This window comes from Salmonella sp. SAL03688 (genome assembly GCF_046551895.1).
In the GTDB taxonomy this organism is placed as follows: Bacteria; Pseudomonadota; Gammaproteobacteria; order Enterobacterales; family Enterobacteriaceae; genus Salmonella; species Salmonella enterica.
In genome coordinates this window covers 62,893-80,512 of the sequence record NZ_JBGDVI010000004.1, presented here as the reverse complement: position 1 = coordinate 80,512, position 17,620 = coordinate 62,893, and the positions used below count along the sequence as shown (strand labels likewise).

At 54.6% G+C, this 17,620-nt stretch carries 12 protein-coding genes; 8 read left to right on the top strand and 4 right to left on the bottom strand.

The window, feature by feature from the left end; genetic code table 11:
* The first annotated feature begins 41 nt into the window (after nt 1-41).
* The 3 genes from rapZ (at nt 42) to yrbL (ending at nt 2,042) form a co-directional block, all read left to right on the top strand.
* The gene (rapZ, locus tag ACLJR2_RS05350) at nt 42-896 is read left to right on the top strand and encodes an RNase adapter RapZ (protein WP_000243749.1); all 855 of its coding nucleotides are present in this window, start codon (nt 42-44) and stop codon (nt 894-896) included.
* Nucleotides 893-1,165, top strand: coding sequence for a PTS phosphocarrier protein NPr (npr, locus tag ACLJR2_RS05345; RefSeq protein WP_000216797.1), 273 nt, complete (start codon nt 893-895; stop codon nt 1,163-1,165). Before rapZ ends, npr begins: the two co-directional genes overlap by 4 nt.
* Before the next feature lie 244 nt (nt 1,166-1,409).
* Entirely contained in the window at nt 1,410-2,042 is a 633-nt protein-coding gene (gene yrbL / locus ACLJR2_RS05340; RefSeq protein ID WP_000576802.1) for a PhoP regulatory network protein YrbL, read from the top strand.
* 74 nt (nt 2,043-2,116) lie between these two features.
* Here the strand turns inward: yrbL and mtgA are convergent, their stop codons facing one another.
* The 4 genes from mtgA to ACLJR2_RS05320 form a co-directional block, all read right to left on the bottom strand.
* Entirely contained in the window at nt 2,117-2,845 is a 729-nt protein-coding gene (gene mtgA / locus ACLJR2_RS05335; protein ID WP_000044647.1) for a monofunctional biosynthetic peptidoglycan transglycosylase, read from the bottom strand.
* Nucleotides 2,842-3,495 (bottom strand): isoprenoid biosynthesis glyoxalase ElbB, encoded by a 654-nt coding sequence (elbB, locus tag ACLJR2_RS05330; protein ID WP_000719822.1) that lies wholly within the window; start codon nt 3,493-3,495, stop codon nt 2,842-2,844. Before elbB ends, mtgA begins: the two co-directional genes overlap by 4 nt.
* A 226-nt stretch (nt 3,496-3,721) precedes the next feature.
* On the bottom strand, nt 3,722-6,058 hold the full coding sequence (arcB, locus tag ACLJR2_RS05325; protein ID WP_000809822.1) for an aerobic respiration two-component sensor histidine kinase ArcB: 2,337 nt from the start codon (nt 6,056-6,058) through the stop codon (nt 3,722-3,724).
* Between the two features lie 93 nt (nt 6,059-6,151).
* Complete coding sequence (locus ACLJR2_RS05320; RefSeq protein ID WP_001176875.1) at nt 6,152-7,081, bottom strand: TIGR01212 family radical SAM protein; 930 nt, start codon at nt 7,079-7,081, stop codon at nt 6,152-6,154.
* Nucleotides 7,082-7,752: 671 nt separating this feature from the next.
* Here ACLJR2_RS05320 and gltB point away from each other — a divergent pair.
* The 5 genes from gltB (at nt 7,753) to ACLJR2_RS05295 (ending at nt 17,588) form a co-directional block, all read left to right on the top strand.
* Nucleotides 7,753-12,213 carry a glutamate synthase large subunit gene (gene gltB / locus ACLJR2_RS05315; protein WP_000965015.1) on the top strand — a complete coding sequence of 1,487 codons (4,461 nt, stop codon included), beginning with the start codon at nt 7,753-7,755 and terminating at the stop codon, nt 12,211-12,213.
* Nucleotides 12,214-12,222: 9 nt separating this feature from the next.
* Nucleotides 12,223-13,641: a glutamate synthase subunit GltD gene (gene gltD / locus ACLJR2_RS05310; protein ID WP_000081642.1), complete on the top strand. Its 1,419-nt coding sequence runs from the start codon at nt 12,223-12,225 to the stop codon at nt 13,639-13,641.
* 207 nt (nt 13,642-13,848) lie between these two features.
* Nucleotides 13,849-14,952, top strand: a complete 1,104-nt coding sequence (locus ACLJR2_RS05305) for a YhcG family protein (RefSeq protein ID WP_000184305.1) — start codon at nt 13,849-13,851, stop codon at nt 14,950-14,952.
* 115 nt (nt 14,953-15,067) lie between these two features.
* Nucleotides 15,068-16,321, top strand: a complete 1,254-nt coding sequence (codB, locus tag ACLJR2_RS05300; protein WP_000076263.1) for a cytosine permease — start codon at nt 15,068-15,070, stop codon at nt 16,319-16,321.
* The gene (locus tag ACLJR2_RS05295; RefSeq protein ID WP_001180674.1) at nt 16,308-17,588 is read left to right on the top strand and encodes a cytosine deaminase; all 1,281 of its coding nucleotides are present in this window, start codon (nt 16,308-16,310) and stop codon (nt 17,586-17,588) included. Before codB ends, ACLJR2_RS05295 begins: the two co-directional genes overlap by 14 nt.
* Nucleotides 17,589-17,620 lie beyond the last annotated feature (32 nt).

Genomic DNA, 17,620 nt, shown 5'->3' with positions numbered 1-17,620 from the left:
TCAATGGCATTTCTTTCTGTCGTTGTGAGGAGAAACGGTACATGGTACTGATGATCGTCAGCGGGCGTTCCGGATCAGGTAAATCTGTCGCTCTGCGCGCGCTGGAAGATATGGGATTTTACTGCGTGGATAACCTCCCCGTCGTGCTGTTGCCCGATCTGGCGCGAACGCTGGCCGATCGCCAGATTTCCGCCGCCGTCAGCATTGATGTGCGCAATATGCCTGAATCACCTGAGATTTTTGAACAGGCGATGAATAATCTGCCTGGCGCTTTCTCGCCGCAATTGCTGTTTCTTGATGCCGACCGCAATACCTTGATTCGCCGTTACAGCGACACGCGCCGTTTGCATCCGCTTTCCAGCAAAAATCTTTCTTTAGAGAGTGCGATCGATAAAGAGAGTGACTTGCTGGAGCCGTTACGCTCACGTGCGGATCTGATCGTCGACACTTCAGAAATGTCCGTCCATGAGCTGGCGGAGATGCTGCGTACCCGGCTGTTGGGCAAACGCGAGCGTGAACTGACGATGGTATTTGAGTCCTTCGGCTTTAAACATGGTATCCCGATTGATGCGGACTATGTGTTTGATGTCCGCTTTCTGCCCAACCCGCACTGGGATCCAAAACTGCGCCCCATGACCGGGCTTGATAAGCCGGTAGCCGCGTTTCTTGACCGACACACAGAAGTTCACAATTTTATCTATCAGACTCGCAGCTATCTTGAGCTATGGTTACCGATGCTGGAGACCAACAACCGCAGCTACCTTACCGTCGCTATCGGTTGTACCGGCGGGAAACACCGTTCGGTGTATATTGCAGAACAGCTGGCAGACTACTTCCGCTCGCGCGGTAAAAATGTCCAGTCTCGCCATCGCACGCTGGAAAAACGCAAAACATGACCGTAAAGCAAACTGTTGAAGTCACCAATAAGCTGGGCATGCATGCCCGGCCTGCCATGAAGCTTTTCGAACTGATGCAGGGTTTTGACGCCGAGGTGCTATTACGCAATGACGAAGGCACCGAAGCGGAAGCAAATAGCGTCATCGCTCTGTTAATGCTCGACTCCGCCAAAGGGCGTCAGATCGAAATTGAAGCCACCGGCCCGCAAGAAGTTGAAGCGCTGGCGGCGGTTATCGCGCTGTTCAATTCCGGCTTTGACGAAGACTAAACCTCCCCCTCTATACCCTATTTCCCCCAACGCCGTCCCGGTATTTGATGACAGTCACCCCAAAACCGGGCGTGTTACGCCTGCCTCTTGTCCCGCAGCCCCACCCTTTCGTAAGATTTGTACATTTCGTGCGCTTTACCTATGCATAAAAACATTAAGAAAACCTTAAAAAATTTCGTTTCGGTTTTGTTTAAGTTCTTTGTCCATACTAAATTTATGTGAATAAATTTTTCCAGGACTTGCCATGATCTTCTTATCCAAACAGACTCCGCTGGGCGCTGGTCGACATCGTAAATGCTATACGCATCCGGATAATGCCCGGCGTTGCATAAAAGTTATTTACAACCGTGACCACGGCGGTGATAAAGAGATTCGGCGTGAATTGAGCTACTATGCGCATCTGTCCCGCTACCTGACGGACTGGAGCGCTATCCCCCGTTATTACGGCACGGTAGAAACCGATTGCGGCACCGGCTATGTCTACGACATGATTACCGATTTCAACGGCGCGCCCTCTATTACCCTGACCGAGTTCGCCGCGCAATGTCGTTATGAAGAGGATGTCGCTGTCCTGCGGCGGCTACTGAAAAAACTGAAACGCTACCTGCAGGATAACCATATTGTGACGATGTCGCTGAAGCCGCAAAACATCCTGTGCCAGCGTATCAGCGAGTCAGAAGTGGTTCCGGTGGTTTGCGACAATCTGGGGGAAAGTACCTTTATCCCGCTGGCGACCTGGTCAACATGGTGCTGTGAACGCAAACTGGAGAGAGTGTGGCAGCGGTTTATCGCCCAGCCTGCGCTGGCCGTTGCCCTGGAGAGGGACGCGCAGCCAAAAGACAAGAAACGGCTGGCGCTTACTTCTCACGAAGCTTAATGGCCTGTGCTTATCAGGCCCGGACGACACAGATCGCAGGCCGGATAAGGCGTTCGCGCCGCCATTCGACAAAATTAATTAAGCTGGTTGCGCGTCATAAAAGATTCCCCGCCCAGTTGGCGCATCTGGCGCATAATCCACGCCTGCCGGCTACGCACATAGCCAGAAGGCGCATTCGCCTTATAGCGAATCGGGTTAGGCAGCACAGCCGCCAGTAACGCGGCTTCAGACACACTCAAGCGACTGGCAGGTTTATGAAAATACCGTTGTGCCGCAGCCTCCACGCCAAAAATACCATCGCCAAACTCCGCGATATTCAGATAAACTGTGAGAATGCGCTTTTTGCTCCAGACAGTTTCAATGCCCAGCGTTAGCCCGGCCTCCAGACCTTTGCGCAGCCAACTGCGTCCATCCCATAAAAAGAGATTTTTCGCCGTTTGCTGCGAAAGCGTAGAGGCGCCGCGAATACGGCTCTCATTCCGCTCATTATGCGCCAGCGCTTTTTCAATCGCCGGAACATCAAAGCCCCAGTGCTCAGGGAACTTCTGGTCTTCCGCCGCAATTACCGCCAGCCCCATCCACGGCGAGATATCCGCCATACTGACCCAGTCAGAATGCGCCACATAACCGAACTCTCCGCCGAGCCAGGCGCTAATCTGCCGTTCCGCCATCACCGCCGAAAAAGGCACCGGAACCACGCTAAACAGCGCAATGCCGCCGCCCCAAAAGACGGCGAGCGCAGCAAGGATACGTAAAAGTAGACGGCGCAAAAACGTTAACGGCGCGATGCGTCGTTTGCTCATTCCGCCAGAACCAGCACGCGCGATACTAATTTATCAATGCCGCTTGCCGCCTGGGCGATATCCTGCGCCAGCATATAGGCAGGGGTGGTCACGACCTTGTTATCCTCGTCCACAACGATATCATCAACCGGGCAAGGTACGTGTTCGGCGCCCATCTCTTCAAGTACTTCAGCGGTATCAATATCCGTCCCTATTGTCAGACGTAGCGGGAAGTCAAAGATTTTCGGCAACATTGCGGGCGCGATACAGATGAATCCCAGCGGCTTGCCGGACTGGTGCATGGCCTTCGCCAGCGCGACGACATCGCTATCCACCCGGCATTCGCTCCCCTGGCTGGCGAAATTACTCAGGTTCTTCGCCGCGCCGAAACCACCAGGCACAATGAGCGCATCCAGTTCCTCTGGTTGAGCCTGGGACAGGGGACGAATATCGCCCCGCGTAATACGCGCCGCCTCAATCAGGACGTTACGCGTTTCCGCCATCGCTTCGCCGGTCAGGTGATTAATAACATCCGCTTGTGGTTTATCCGGCGCGAAGCAGACAGCCTGCGCGCCGCTGCGGGCAATGGCCAACAGCGTCAGAACGGCCTCATGAATTTCGGTGCCGTCATAGACGCCGCATCCGCTGAGCACTACGCCAATTTTTTTCATGGTGAACATCCTCCTGCAACCGACTCAAGCCCATTAATAATTTTGATTAAAATGCTACGCTTCACACATTTAAATGATTCATGTAACAAATCATTTAGGATTTGCTATCTTAACTGCGTGCGGCCTGAAAACAGGACTGCGCCTTTGACATCATCATAATAAGCACGGCGCAGCCACGATTTCCCTGGTGTTGGCGCAGTATTCGCGCACCCCGGTCAAACCGGGGTCATTTTTTTTCCGCGTTTGCCACCCAGGCTTTCAGCACCGCGACATCGTGCTGCCACTCCTGCTTCATCTCTTCAATCCATTCCGCGACATTATCTTCCCAGGCGGGAAGATCCGGCGACTGGATTTGCTGGCCAAGCTGTTGCAGATGACGCAGCCCTACCGAACCGGCGGCGCCTTTAATCTTATGCCCTTCCTCAACGACGCCTTTTTTGTCACGCGCCGTCAGATTGGACTCCAGCACGCTTAAATAGCCAGGCATCATTTTTTCAAACACCGCGAGACCGTCGGTGATCAATTTAGGCCCAACCAACTCGATGTATTGTTCCAGCATCGGGATATCCAGCAGCGCTTGCGCTTTATCGCTCTCTTCAGGCGTCACGGTACTCTCCTCTTTATCGGTGGCATCCCAGAATTTTTTAATCATCGCGGTTAAGGCCGGCACCGACAGCGGCTTACTCAGCACATCGTCCATACCAGCGTCCAGATACTCTTTTTTATCTTTCAGAACGTTAGCCGTAAGCGCTACCAGCGGCGGTAAATCTTCCCGCGTGTGGCGACGGGTCAGTTCTCTGGCAATATCCAGCCCCGTCATATCCGGTAGCTGAATATCCAGTAAGACCAGGTCGTATTCGCCCGGCGTGAACATCTCCAGCGCCGCCTTGCCGGTCATCGCGACATCCACGCTGTTACCCAGTTTTTCCAGTACCGAACGCGCCACGATCACGTTCAGTTCAATATCTTCGACCAGCAGAACATGCAGCGCGGGCAGGGGCATGTCATCTTCATCAAAGGCGTCCTCCACCTCTTCCGCCACCGCTGGCGCATGAACCGTTAGCGTAAAGGTCGATCCTTTGCCCGGCAGACTGGAAACGGTAATATCGCCGCCCATATTTTTCGCCAGCCGACGGGAGACCGCCAGCCCGATACCGGTCCCCGTTGCCGGTTTGCCGCCGTTACTGTCTTTCACCTGATAATACATGGCGAAAATTTTATCCTGCTCATCCTGCGGAATGCCGATCCCGGAATCTTCCACTTCAAAGTGCAGCATGTCGCCTTCATCATAGCGCGCCCGCACCGTCACCTGGCCCTGCTGAGTAAACTTCACCGCATTGCTGATCAAATTCCATAAAATCTGGCGCAGACGCGTTCCGTCGGTAATGACTTTGTGCGGCAACGGCAGCGTCGGCTCAAGCACAAAACGTAGCCCTTTTTGCTGCGCCTGCAAACCGGAAAGGTTTTCCAGATCGGCCATAAAGCTGGTGAAATCAACCGGCTGGTTATCAAGCTGAACCTTACGCCGCTCCATCTTATCCATGTCAATGATATCATTGAAAATATTGCCTAACGTCACGGCGGAGACATGGATTGTCTTAAGGTATTTTTCCTGTTCGGCGGTGAGATCGGTATCCAGCAGGATGCGGCTTAAACCGACGATGCCGTTAAGCGGGGTGCGCAGCTCATGACTGATGGTAGAGATAAACGTGGTCTTGTCGCGGCTGGCGCGCTCCAGCGCGTCCTGATAACGCTTACGTTCGGTAATATCACGACCAAATCCCATCAGGCCATGACGTTTACCGACACGGTCATAATAAGGCACTTTACGAATTTCAAAGCAGGCCTTTCGTCCGTCCGGATAATCCAGCCACTGTTCGTAGGTCAGGGAGACGTTATGGCGAAATACTTTTTCATCGGTTTCAATGACTTTCTCCGCCGCTTCGGGAGAGTACACATCTTCCGGCTTCAAATGCACCAGCTGTTTTTCGCTCTTGCCGGTTAGCAATTCCATTGCGCGGTTACAGCCGGAAAACTCTTTATCCTCATTACGATAAAAAACCAAATCCGGCGAGGCGTCCAGAAAGGAGCGCAGAAAAGAGGATTGCTGTTCTAGCTGGATTTGCGCCTCTTCACGCTCTTTAATTTCTACTTTTAGCTGTTCAAATGTCTCTTGCAGCTCCGCTTCCGCTTTTTCGCGATCGGCAATTTCCTGATTAAGCTGGGCAATATTGTCCTTCAACTGTACGTTAAGCTTGAGATCGCGCTCGCGCATCTCCTCCAGCTTTTGCACCAGACGCGACAGTCGCTGCCTTGACTCTTCCAGTTGTTCAACAACAACGGATAAGAAATAGACCGCCCAGGGCGTAATTAACAGGCCAAAAAAGATGGAACGAATAACGTCGATACTTTCAACCTGACCATGCAGCACCATGGTCACCGCCATCTGCACGACAATCGCCAGCACCACCAATGCCAACGCCAGGAGCATGGAAAAGCGCACCAGACCCAATTTCATCATCAGGTCGACATAGTATTGCGCCAGCATACGAATTTGCTTCATAGAGGATTCCTTCACCACAACTTCGCACATAATACCCAATTATGGGAACCGCGTTGAATATTGTGCGAAATATGCGTAGCGCCCCTCATCACGCTACGCTACAGGTGGTATCCAGGGACGGGCCAGCGCAGAGCCCTGTACGCCATGCTCATTCAGGTATTTGTCCAGCTCAACCATCCCCGTCCAGCGATTCTCGCACCACAGCGGGGCAAGCAGCGTCGGACGGCGAGCGCTGGCTGAAATTCGGTGATAAATCACCTCCGGCGGCGTATGACGAATCATCTCACCTGCCGTTAGCGTGTAGTCGTCCAGTTCGATGCCGTTCAGCCGCCCCGCTTCCCAGGCTTTGGCCATCGTACTGCCTTTCACAATATGCAGCGGATGCAGTTTAATACCGTCAACGCCCGTCTCCACCACACGCTCCATGGTTTGCAGGCATTCTGCCTGCCCTTCGCCCGGCAGCCCCACAATCAGATGCGCACACACTTTCAGCCCGCGCTCCCGGGCAATCCGGGTGGTACGCTGATAGCAGGCGAAGTCATGCCCGCGGTTAATTCGGCGCAGGGTTTTATCGTGCGCGGTTTGCAATCCCAGTTCCAGCCACACCTCGTAGCCTTGATCTTTATATTCACACAGTAAATCTACTACTGCCTGCGGGACGCAATCCGGACGCGTACCGACGCATAACCCGACGATACTGGCCAGGCTGACCGCCTGTTGATACATGGAACGCAGCACCTGCACTTCTGCAAAGGTGCTGGTGTAGGCCTGGAAATAGGCCAGATAGCGTTTAGCGCGGTTCACCAGATGCGCCTGATGCGCAAGCTGCTCGGCAATCGAATGATGCTGCTGCGCCTCATCGGCAAAAGAGGCGACATTACAGAAGGTGCAACCGCCGCGCCCGATGGTGCCGTCGCGATTAGGGCAGCTAAAACCGCCATGAAGCGTCAGCTTATGAACCTTTTGCCCATACCGACGTAAAAGATCCCCACCAAACATATTGACTAATTTCTGTAACTGCATAATCTGATAGACCGCCTCTTAAAAAGAGGCCAAAGCCTGCCATTTTTAGTCTCCTTTGGCGATGACCTGGATCAATCGTCCCGGAAGGCTTTTATCCATTGCATAATAAAGCAAAATAAACGATATTTCATTCATAATGCCGCTGATGATTTTTCCTGATATTCCCCTCTTTTTTCAGCGTTTGCTGGGTCATCGATAAAAACAGTAGCATTCAATACTGCTCACGCTTAAAACAGCATAAAATGCCAAGATTTTTGAAAAAGCAAGGTCAGATAACGTCTGGCGAGCGGCTCTTATAGTGAGACAGATCACAGGCTTTCTGCCGCTCCGTATTAGCAGCCACTCTATAAAAAACCTTTTAATTTCAACAGATTCAAAAAGTTATCTGTGCTACAGCACACTTTTGCATAAATCAGTTTGCCATTTGACCTGGGTGTGGATTCCCGATAAGTTGGGGATCCGCTGGAAGCTTTCTGGATGAGCCGTCTGCTCATCATATTTATGCAGTAATTGAGATTCCCTCTTAACCGTATTTACCAATGCGCCAAGGACACAAAGAGGGCGAATGCGAGGTAAGCGTATGATGCGCCAGCCCCGTCGCCATGCTCTTGCTGTGCCCGCGCGCCGTCGGTTGAGAGAGCGTCCCGTAGAGCCTGGGGAGGTTCACTGATATGTTGTACGATAAATCCCTTGAGAAGGATAACTGTGGTTTCGGCCTGATCGCCCACATAGAAGGCGAACCTAGCCACAAGGTAGTGCGTACCGCCATACACGCGCTGGCCCGGATGCAGCACCGTGGCGCGATCCTTGCCGACGGTAAAACCGGCGACGGTTGCGGCTTGCTGTTACAAAAACCTGACCGTTTCTTTCGCATCGTGGCCGAAGAGCGCGGCTGGCGCTTAGCCAAAAACTACGCCGTCGGGATGATCTTTTTGAATAAAGATCCTGAACTGGCCGCCGCGTCACGCCATATTGTCGAAGAAGAATTACAGCAGGAAACCCTGTCGATTGTCGGCTGGCGCGATGTGCCAACCAATGAAGGCGTGCTCGGTGAAATCGCCCTCTCCTCTCTGCCGCGTATTGAGCAGATTTTTGTCAACGCTCCGGCAGGCTGGCGTCCGCGTGATATGGAGCGCCGTCTGTTTATCGCCCGCCGACGCATTGAAAAACGCCTGCAGGACGACAAAGATTTCTACGTATGCAGCCTGTCGAACCTGGTCAACATTTATAAAGGTCTGTGTATGCCGGCGGATCTGCCGCGCTTCTACCTGGATCTTGCGGATCTGCGTCTGGAATCGGCCATCTGCCTGTTCCACCAGCGCTTTTCCACTAACACCGTGCCGCGTTGGCCGCTGGCGCAGCCGTTCCGCTACCTGGCGCATAACGGCGAGATTAACACTATCACCGGCAACCGCCAGTGGGCGCGCGCCCGTACCTATAAATTCCAGACGCCGCTGATCCCGGATTTACAGTCCGCTGCGCCGTTTGTTAACGAAACCGGTTCGGATTCCAGCTCGCTGGACAACATGCTGGAACTGCTGCTGGCAGGCGGGATGGACATCATCCGCGCCATGCGCCTGTTGGTGCCGCCCGCCTGGCAGAACAACCCCGATATGGACCAGGATCTGCGCGCCTTCTTTGACTTTAACTCCATGCATATGGAGCCGTGGGACGGTCCGGCAGGCATCGTGATGTCCGACGGGCGCTTCGCCGCCTGTAACCTTGACCGTAACGGCCTGCGCCCGGCACGCTATGTCATTACCAAAGATAAGCTGATCACCTGCGCCTCCGAAGTCGGTATCTGGGACTATCAGCCGGATGAAGTGGTCGAGAAAGGCCGCGTCGGCCCAGGCGAGCTGATGGTGATCGACACCCGCGGCGGACGTATTCTGCATTCCGCGGAAACCGATGACGATCTGAAAAGCCGCCATCCGTATAAAGCGTGGATGGAAAAGAATGTTCGCCGTCTGGTGCCGTTTGAAGAGTTGCCAGATGAAGAAGTCGGTAGCCGCGAACTGGACGATGACCTGCTCGCCAGCTATCAAAAACAGTTTAACTACAGCGCCGAAGAGCTGGACTCGGTTATCCGCGTATTGGGCGAAAACGGCCAGGAAGCCGTCGGTTCAATGGGCGACGATACCCCCTTTGCCGTGCTCTCCAGCCAGCCGCGTATTATTTACGACTACTTCCGCCAGCAGTTCGCGCAGGTCACTAACCCGCCTATCGACCCGCTGCGTGAAGCGCACGTCATGTCGCTCGCCACCAGCATCGGTCGCGAAATGAACGTCTTCTGCGAAGCGGAAGGTCAGGCCCATCGCCTGAGTTTTAAATCGCCAATTCTGCTGTACTCCGATTTCAAACAGCTCACTACCATGAGCGAGCATCACTACCGCGCCGACTGGCTTGACATTACCTTTGATGTCACCGAAACCACACTGGACGCGACGGTTAAGGCGCTGTGCGATAAAGCGGAACAGATGGTGCGTAACGGCACCGTGCTGCTGGTCCTCTCGGATCGCAATATCGGTAAGAATCGCCTGCCGGTCCCCGCGCCGATGGCGGTGGGCGCGGTGCAAACGCGTCTGGTGGAACAAAGCCTGCGCTGCGACGCCAACATCATCGTAGAAACCGGAAGCGCCCGCGATCCGCATCACTTTGCGGTACTGCTCGGCTTTGGCGCAACGGCCATCTATCCGTACCTGGCCTACGAAACGCTGGGGCGCCTGATTGATACCCAGGCCATCGCTAAAAACTACCGTACCGTGATGCAGAACTACCGTAACGGCATCAACAAGGGGCTGTACAAGATTATGTCCAAAATGGGCATTTCGACCATTGCCTCTTACCGCTGCTCCAAACTGTTTGAAGCGGTCGGGCTGCACGATGATGTGGTAAAACTGTGCTTCCAGGGCGTGGTCAGCCGTATCGGCGGCGCGAGCTTTGATGACTTCCAGCAGGATCTGCTGAATCTCTCCAAACGCGCCTGGCTGGCGCGCAAACCCATTAGCCCGGGCGGCCTGCTGAAGTACGTCCACGGCGGCGAATATCACGCCTATAACCCGGATGTCGTGCGTACCCTGCAACAGGCGGTACAGAGCGGCGAGTACAGCGATTATCAGGAATACGCCAAACTGGTCAATGAGCGTCCGGCGGCAACGCTGCGCGATCTGCTGGCGATACATCCAGACGGCGAGGCGGTGACTATCGACGAGGTTGAGCCCGCCAGTGAGCTGTTTAAACGCTTTGATACCGCAGCCATGTCTATCGGCGCATTAAGTCCGGAAGCGCACGAAGCGCTGGCGGAAGCGATGAACAGCCTCGGCGGCAACTCCAACTCCGGCGAAGGCGGTGAAGACCCGGCGCGCTACGGCACCAATAAAGTGTCGCGTATCAAACAGGTGGCCTCTGGTCGCTTTGGCGTGACGCCAGCGTACCTGGTCAATGCCGATGTGATTCAGATTAAAGTCGCGCAGGGCGCGAAACCGGGCGAAGGCGGTCAGTTGCCGGGGGATAAAGTCACTCCGTATATCGCTAAACTGCGCTATTCAGTGCCGGGCGTGACGCTGATCTCCCCGCCGCCGCACCACGATATTTACTCTATCGAGGACTTAGCGCAGCTCATTTTCGACCTCAAACAGGTCAACCCGAAGGCGATGATCTCCGTGAAGCTGGTGTCCGAACCGGGCGTCGGCACCATCGCGACCGGCGTGGCGAAAGCCTATGCGGATCTGATTACTATCGCCGGTTACGACGGCGGTACCGGCGCCAGCCCGCTCTCTTCGGTGAAATACGCTGGCTGCCCGTGGGAACTCGGACTTGTTGAAACCCAGCAGGCGCTGGTCGCTAACGGCCTGCGTCACAAGATTCGTCTGCAGGTGGACGGCGGTCTGAAAACCGGCGTCGATATCATTAAAGCGGCGATTCTCGGTGCGGAAAGTTTCGGCTTCGGCACCGGCCCGATGGTGGCGCTGGGCTGTAAATACCTGCGCATTTGCCATCTGAACAACTGCGCAACCGGCGTAGCAACTCAGGATGACAAGCTGCGTAAGAACCACTATCACGGCCTGCCGTTCAAAGTGACCAACTACTTTGAATTTATCGCCCGCGAAGTGCGCGAGCTAATGGCTTCGCTTGGCGTGACCCGCCTGGTGGATTTGATTGGCCGCACCGACCTGCTGAAAGAGCTGGAGGGCTTCACCGCTAAACAGCAGAAGCTGGCGCTGTCTCGTCTACTGGAAACCGCTGAACCTCATCCGGGTAAAGCGCTGTACTGCACCGAGAATAACCCGCCGTTTGATAACGGTGTGCTGAATGCGCAACTGTTGCAGCAGGCGAAGCCGTTTGTCGATGCGCGCCAGAGCAAAACCTTCTGGTTCGACATCCGCAACACCGATCGTTCCGTCGGCGCGTCGCTTTCCGGCTACATCGCACAGACCCACGGCGATCAGGGGCTGGCTTCCGATCCGATTAAAGCGCACTTCAGCGGTACCGCAGGCCAGAGCTTTGGCGTGTGGAACGCGGGCGGCGTAGAGTTATATCTGACTGGCGATGCCAACGACTATGTCGGTAAAGGTATGGCAGGCGGTTTGATCGCCATCAGACCACCGGTAGGTTCCGCCTTCCTCAGTCATAAAGCCAGCATTATCGGCAACACCTGCCTGTATGGAGCCACCGGTGGCCGTCTGTACGCGGCGGGCCGCGCGGGCGAACGTTTCGGCGTGCGTAACTCCGGGGCGATTACCGTAGTAGAGGGCATCGGCGACAACGGCTGTGAATACATGACCGGCGGCATCGTCTGCGTGCTGGGTAAAACCGGCGTTAACTTCGGCGCGGGCATGACCGGCGGCTTCGCCTATGTACTGGACGAAGATGGCGAATTCCGTAAACGCGTGAACCCGGAACTGGTAGAAGTACTGGACGTTGATTCGCTGGCTATCCACGAAGAGCATCTGCGCGGCCTGATCACCGAGCACGTGCAGCATACTGGTTCGCAACGCGGCGAAGAGATCCTGTCCAGGTGGTCAAGCTTCTCAACCCAATTCGCGTTAGTTAAGCCCAAGTCCAGCGATGTCAAAGCCCTGTTGGGCCACCGTAGTCGTAGTGCGGCAGAATTGCGCGTGCAGGCGCAGTAAGGAATTGAAATGAGCCAGAATGTTTATCAATTTATCGACCTGCAGCGCGTTGATCCGCCGAAGAAACCGCTGAAGATCCGTAAGATCGAGTTTGTTGAAATCTACGAACCGTTTTCTGAAGGTCAGGCGAAAGCCCAGGCGGATCGCTGTTTGTCCTGCGGGAACCCCTACTGCGAGTGGAAATGTCCGGTACATAACTACATCCCGAACTGGCTGAAACTGGCTAACGAAGGGCGTATTTTTGAGGCGGCTGAGCTATCGCACCAGACCAACACCCTGCCGGAAGTGTGTGGCCGCGTCTGCCCGCAGGACCGCCTGTGCGAAGGCTCCTGTACGCTGCACGATGAGTTCGGCGCAGTGACCATCGGTAACATTGAGCGCTATATCAACGATAAAGCGTTCGAAATGGGCTGGCGCCCGGATATGACCGGCGTGCGCCAGACGGACAAACGGGTAGCGATTATCGGCGCAGGTCCGGCAGGGCTGGCGTGCGCCGACGTGCTGACCCGCAACGGCGTGAAGGCGGTGGTCTTTGATCGCCATCCGGAAATCGGCGGCCTGCTGACCTTCGGTATTCCAGCTTTCAAACTGGAAAAAGAGGTGATGACCCGCCGTCGCGAGATCTTCACCGGCATGGGTATTGAATTCAAACTCAACGTCGAAGTAGGCCGTGACGTACAGCTCGACGACCTGCTGAAAGATTACGATGCGGTATTCCTTGGCGTCGGCACCTATCAGTCGATGCGCGGCGGGCTGGAAAATGAAGATGCGGACGGGGTTTTCGACGCTCTGCCGTTCCTGATCGCCAATACGAAGCAGATCATGGGGTTTGGCGAAACCAGCGACGAACCATATGTCAGCATGGAAGGAAAGCGCGTGGTGGTGCTGGGCGGCGGCGATACCGCAATGGACTGCGTACGTACCTCCATTCGTCAGGGTGCAACGCACGTAACCTGTGCTTATCGTCGTGATGAAGAGAACATGCCGGGCTCCAGACGCGAAGTGAAAAACGCGCGCGAGGAAGGTGTCGAGTTTCAGTTTAACGTTCAACCGCTGGGCATTGAAGTCAATGCCAACGGCAAAGTGAGCGGCGTAAAAATGGTGCGCACTGAAATGGGCGAACCGGATGCCAAAGGCCGTCGGCGGGCGGAGATCGTCGCCGGTTCTGAGCATGTGGTTCCGGCTGATGCGGTGGTGATGGCGTTTGGTTTTCGTCCACACAGCATGGAATGGCTGGCGAAACACAGCGTGGAACTGGACTCGCAGGGACGAATTATCGCGCCGGAACGCAGCGATAATGCTTTCCAGACCAGCAACCCGAAAATCTTCGCCGGTGGCGACATCGTGCGCGGTTCCGATCTGGTGGTGACGGCGATTGCCGAAGGCCGTAAGGCGGCTGACGGGATTATGAACTACCTCGAAGTGTAACCCTTCCGGCTCCCCGGTTGATGCCTTGTGCTGATGGCTGGGGAGCCGATATTCCTCTCCTCAATATCTCTCCTGCCGATTCTGGAAACCCGCTCGTAAATCGAGATGTAATGCCATGTAAAATCCGTTCATAGATTGATCCGTTTACGCCTGAAGCGTATTGATAGCGTTCTAATTTCACAATGAAACTATCACGTAAGGGATGACATGACGAATCCAACTTTAGCGCCACAGTCTGATGAATATCAGCAAATTCATGACGGTATTATTCGTCTGGTCGATACGGCACGTACCGAGACCGTGCGCAGCATCAATGCCATTATGACTGCCACCTACTGGGAAATTGGCCGACGCATTGTCGAATTTGAACAGGGAGGAGAAGCGCGAGCGGCCTATGGCACCCAGCTTATCGAACGATTATCGGTAGATTTAAGTCAGCGCTATAAGCGCGGTTTTTCCACCAGAAACCTATGGCAAATTCGTACATTTTATCTTTGTTTTCAACACATTGAAATTCCGCAGACACTGTCTGCGGAATCTTCAAATCTCATACCGCTCGCCAAAACATTCCCTCTTCCCTGGTCAGCGTATGTCCGCCTCTTGTCGGTAAAAAATCCCGATGCCCGCACTTTTTACGAGAAAGAGACGCTACGTAACGGCTGGTCCGTACGGCAGCTCGACAGGCAAATCGCCACTCAATTTTACGAACGAACGCTACTGTCCCACGACAAATCCGCCATGTTGCAGCAGCCTGCACCCGCCGAGCCAAACGTTTTGCCGGAGCAAGCCATACGCGACCCGTTCATTCTGGAATTTCTTAACCTGAAGGACGAATATTCCGAATCAGATCTCGAAGACGCGCTGCTCAGCCACCTGATGGACTTTATGCTGGAGCTCGGTGACGATTTTGCTTTTGTTGGCCGCCAACGCCGACTACGCATAGACGATAGCTGGTTCCGCGTCGACCTGCTGTTCTTCCATCGTCGCTTGCGCTGCCTGTTGCTCGTTGACCTGAAGGTAGGCAAATTCGGTTATGCGGATGCCGGGCAGATGAATATGTACCTGAACTATGCCAAAGAGCACTGGACAATGCCCGGAGAAAACCCGCCAGTCGGCCTGGTTTTGTGCGCAGGGAAAGGCGCGGGGGAAGCGCATTACGCGCTGACTGGCCTGCCAAACACCATCATGGCGAGCGAGTACAAAGTGCAGTTGCCCGACGAAAAATTACTCACAGACGAACTTATTCGTTCGCAAACCATGCTGGAAACTCAGCTCACACGCGGTGGTTCACTGACAACGGAGAAAAACTAGCGAACCATTAATGCCATGAATAATTATCAAAAAAATACCATACGAAAACGTTTGCTTTATTTTGAGAACTGTATATTATGCGGCGGATTTTTTGGGCAAAATTCATGGAGGCGTTGTGTCGCAGGACAACAATTATAGCCAGGGCCCCGTCCCTCTGGCGGCGCGGAAGGGCGTGATTCCACTGACGTTTGTCATGTTGGGTTTAACGTTTTTTTCCGCCAGTATGTGGACCGGAGGGACACTCGGCACCGGTCTTTCTTATAATGATTTCTTCCTCGCAGTTCTCTTCGGTAATCTCCTCCTCGGTATCTACACTGCATTTCTTGGTTACATCGGCGCAAAAACCGGACTCTCCACCCACCTCCTTGCACGTTACTCCTTTGGCGTTAAAGGCTCATGGCTTCCCTCCTTGCTGCTTGGCGGCACACAGGTAGGCTGGTTTGGCGTTGGCGTAGCGATGTTCGCTATTCCGGTCAGTAAAGCGACGGGCATTGATGCCAATATCCTGATTGCCGTTTCGGGTCTACTGATGACCCTGACCATTTTTTTCGGCATCTCGGCGTTGACCATTTTGTCTATCATTGCCGTACCCGCGATCGTTATTCTGGGCAGCTACTCCGTCTGGCTGGCGGTCAGCGGCGTGGGTGGGCTGGAGCATTTAAAAACGATAGTGCCGCAGACGCCGCTGGATTTTTCCAGCGCGCTGGCGCTGGTGGTGGGCTCGTTTGTCAGCGCCGGTACATTGACCGCCGACTTCGTCCGCTTCGGGCGTCATGCCAAAAGCGCCGTACTGATTGCGATGGTCGCTTTTTTCCTCGGCAACTCGCTGATGTTTATCTTTGGCGCGGCAGGCGCTGCCGCCGTCGGTCAGGCGGATATCTCTGACGTGATGATAGCGCAGGGGCTGCTGCTGCCCGCGATTGTGGTGCTTGGCCTGAATATCTGGACCACCAACGATAACGCGCTGTACGCATCGGGTCTGGGCTTCGCCAATATTACCGGTCTTTCCAGCCGCACGCTGTCGGTGGTGAACGGGATTATCGGTACCGTGTGCGCGCTGTGGCTTTACAATAATTTTGTCGGCTGGCTGACGTTCCTGTCATCGGCCATCCCACCGATTGGCGGAGTGATTATTGCCGACTATCTGTTGAACCGCCGCCGCTATGCCGACTTCAACACCGTGCGCTTTATTCCCGTTAACTGGATTGCTATTCTTTCCGTCGCGCTGGGCATCGCCGCCGGACATTATGTTCCTGGTATTGTGCCCGTCAACGCCGTACTCGGCGGCGTCTTCAGCTATATCCTGCTGAATCCACTTTTCAACCGCAGCCTTGCTAAATCACCAGAGGTCAGCCATGCAGAACAATAACATCACCATTCGTCAGGCGCGTCTGCAGGGACACGAAGGATTATGGCAGATTACAATTGAAAACGGGCGCTTTAGCCGAATTGAGCCTCAGGAAGCCGCATCGTTACCGCAGGGCGAAGTGCTTGATGCCGAAGGCGGTCTGGCTATTCCACCGTTTGTTGAGCCACATATCCACCTGGATACCACGCAAACGGCGGGTGAACCGAGCTGGAACCAGTCCGGCACACTGTTTGAAGGGATTGAGCGCTGGGCAGAACGTAAAGCAATGCTCACGCATGAAGATGTGAAAGCGCGCGCGATGCAGACCCTGAAATGGCAGATGGCTAACGGCATCCAGTACGTTCGTACTCACGTTGACGTTTCAGATCCTACGCTCACCGCGCTGAAAGCCATGCTGGAAGTGAAGCAAGAGGTTGCGCCGTGGGTAGACCTGCAAATCGTCGCCTTTCCGCAAGAAGGTATTCTGTCTTATCCCAACGGTGAAGCGCTGTTAGAGGAAGCCGTGCGTTTGGGCGCTGACGTTATTGGTGCCATTCCGCACTTTGAGTTCACGCGGGAATATGGCGTTGAATCGCTGCACAAAATCTTTGCACTGGCGCAGAAATACGATCGCTTGATCGATGTGCACTGCGACGAAATTGATGACGAGCAGTCTCGCTTTGTCGAAACGGTCGCGGCGCTGGCGCATCGTGATGGCATGGGGGCGCGCGTGACCGCCAGCCACACCACGGCTATGCACTCGTACAACGGCGCGTATGCGTCACGCCTGTTCCGCCTGTTGAAAATGTCGGGGATTAACTTCGTCGCCAACCCGCTGGTGAATATTCATCTGCAAGGGCGGTTTGACACTTACCCGAAACGTCGTGGCGTCACGCGGGTGAAAGAGATGCTGGAAGCGGGGATCAACGTCTGCTTTGGCCATGATGACGTCTTCGACCCGTGGTATCCATTAGGCACCGCCAATATGCTGCAGGTGTTGCATATGGGGTTACACGTTTGCCAGTTGATGGGGTATGGGCAAATCAACGACGGGTTAAATCTGATCACTACCCACAGCGCAAAAACCCTGCATTTACAGGACTACGGTCTGAGCGTCGGCAATGCCGCGAATCTGGTTATCTTACCCGCTGAGAATGGATTCGATGCGGTACGTCGCCAGACGCCTGCCCGTTACTCGATTCGCCACGGGCGGGTGATTGCCGAGACGGTGCCGAGCCAGACGACGCTGCACCTGACCCAGCCGGAAGCCGTGACGTTTAAGCGTTAACCCGTCATACCCGCGCTCTCCGGCACATTCAC

Bases quoted from the DNA above. Each gene is read 5' to 3' on its own strand.
- rapZ (WP_000243749.1), top strand. From the start codon at position 42: ATGGTACTGATGATCGTCAGCGGGCGTTCCGGATCAGGTAAATCTGTC.
- npr (WP_000216797.1), top strand. From the start codon at position 893: ATGACCGTAAAGCAAACTGTTGAAGTCACCAATAAGCTGGGCATGCAT.
- yrbL (WP_000576802.1), top strand. From the start codon at position 1,410: ATGATCTTCTTATCCAAACAGACTCCGCTGGGCGCTGGTCGACATCGT.
- mtgA (WP_000044647.1), bottom strand. From the start codon at position 2,845: ATGAGCAAACGACGCATCGCGCCGTTAACGTTTTTGCGCCGTCTACTT.
- elbB (WP_000719822.1), bottom strand. From the start codon at position 3,495: ATGAAAAAAATTGGCGTAGTGCTCAGCGGATGCGGCGTCTATGACGGC.
- arcB (WP_000809822.1), bottom strand. From the start codon at position 6,058: ATGAAGCAAATTCGTATGCTGGCGCAATACTATGTCGACCTGATGATG.
- ACLJR2_RS05320 (WP_001176875.1), bottom strand. From the start codon at position 7,081: ATGCAGTTACAGAAATTAGTCAATATGTTTGGTGGGGATCTTTTACGT.
- gltB (WP_000965015.1), top strand. From the start codon at position 7,753: ATGTTGTACGATAAATCCCTTGAGAAGGATAACTGTGGTTTCGGCCTG.
- gltD (WP_000081642.1), top strand. From the start codon at position 12,223: ATGAGCCAGAATGTTTATCAATTTATCGACCTGCAGCGCGTTGATCCG.
- ACLJR2_RS05305 (WP_000184305.1), top strand. From the start codon at position 13,849: ATGACGAATCCAACTTTAGCGCCACAGTCTGATGAATATCAGCAAATT.
- ACLJR2_RS05295 (WP_001180674.1), top strand. From the start codon at position 16,308: ATGCAGAACAATAACATCACCATTCGTCAGGCGCGTCTGCAGGGACAC.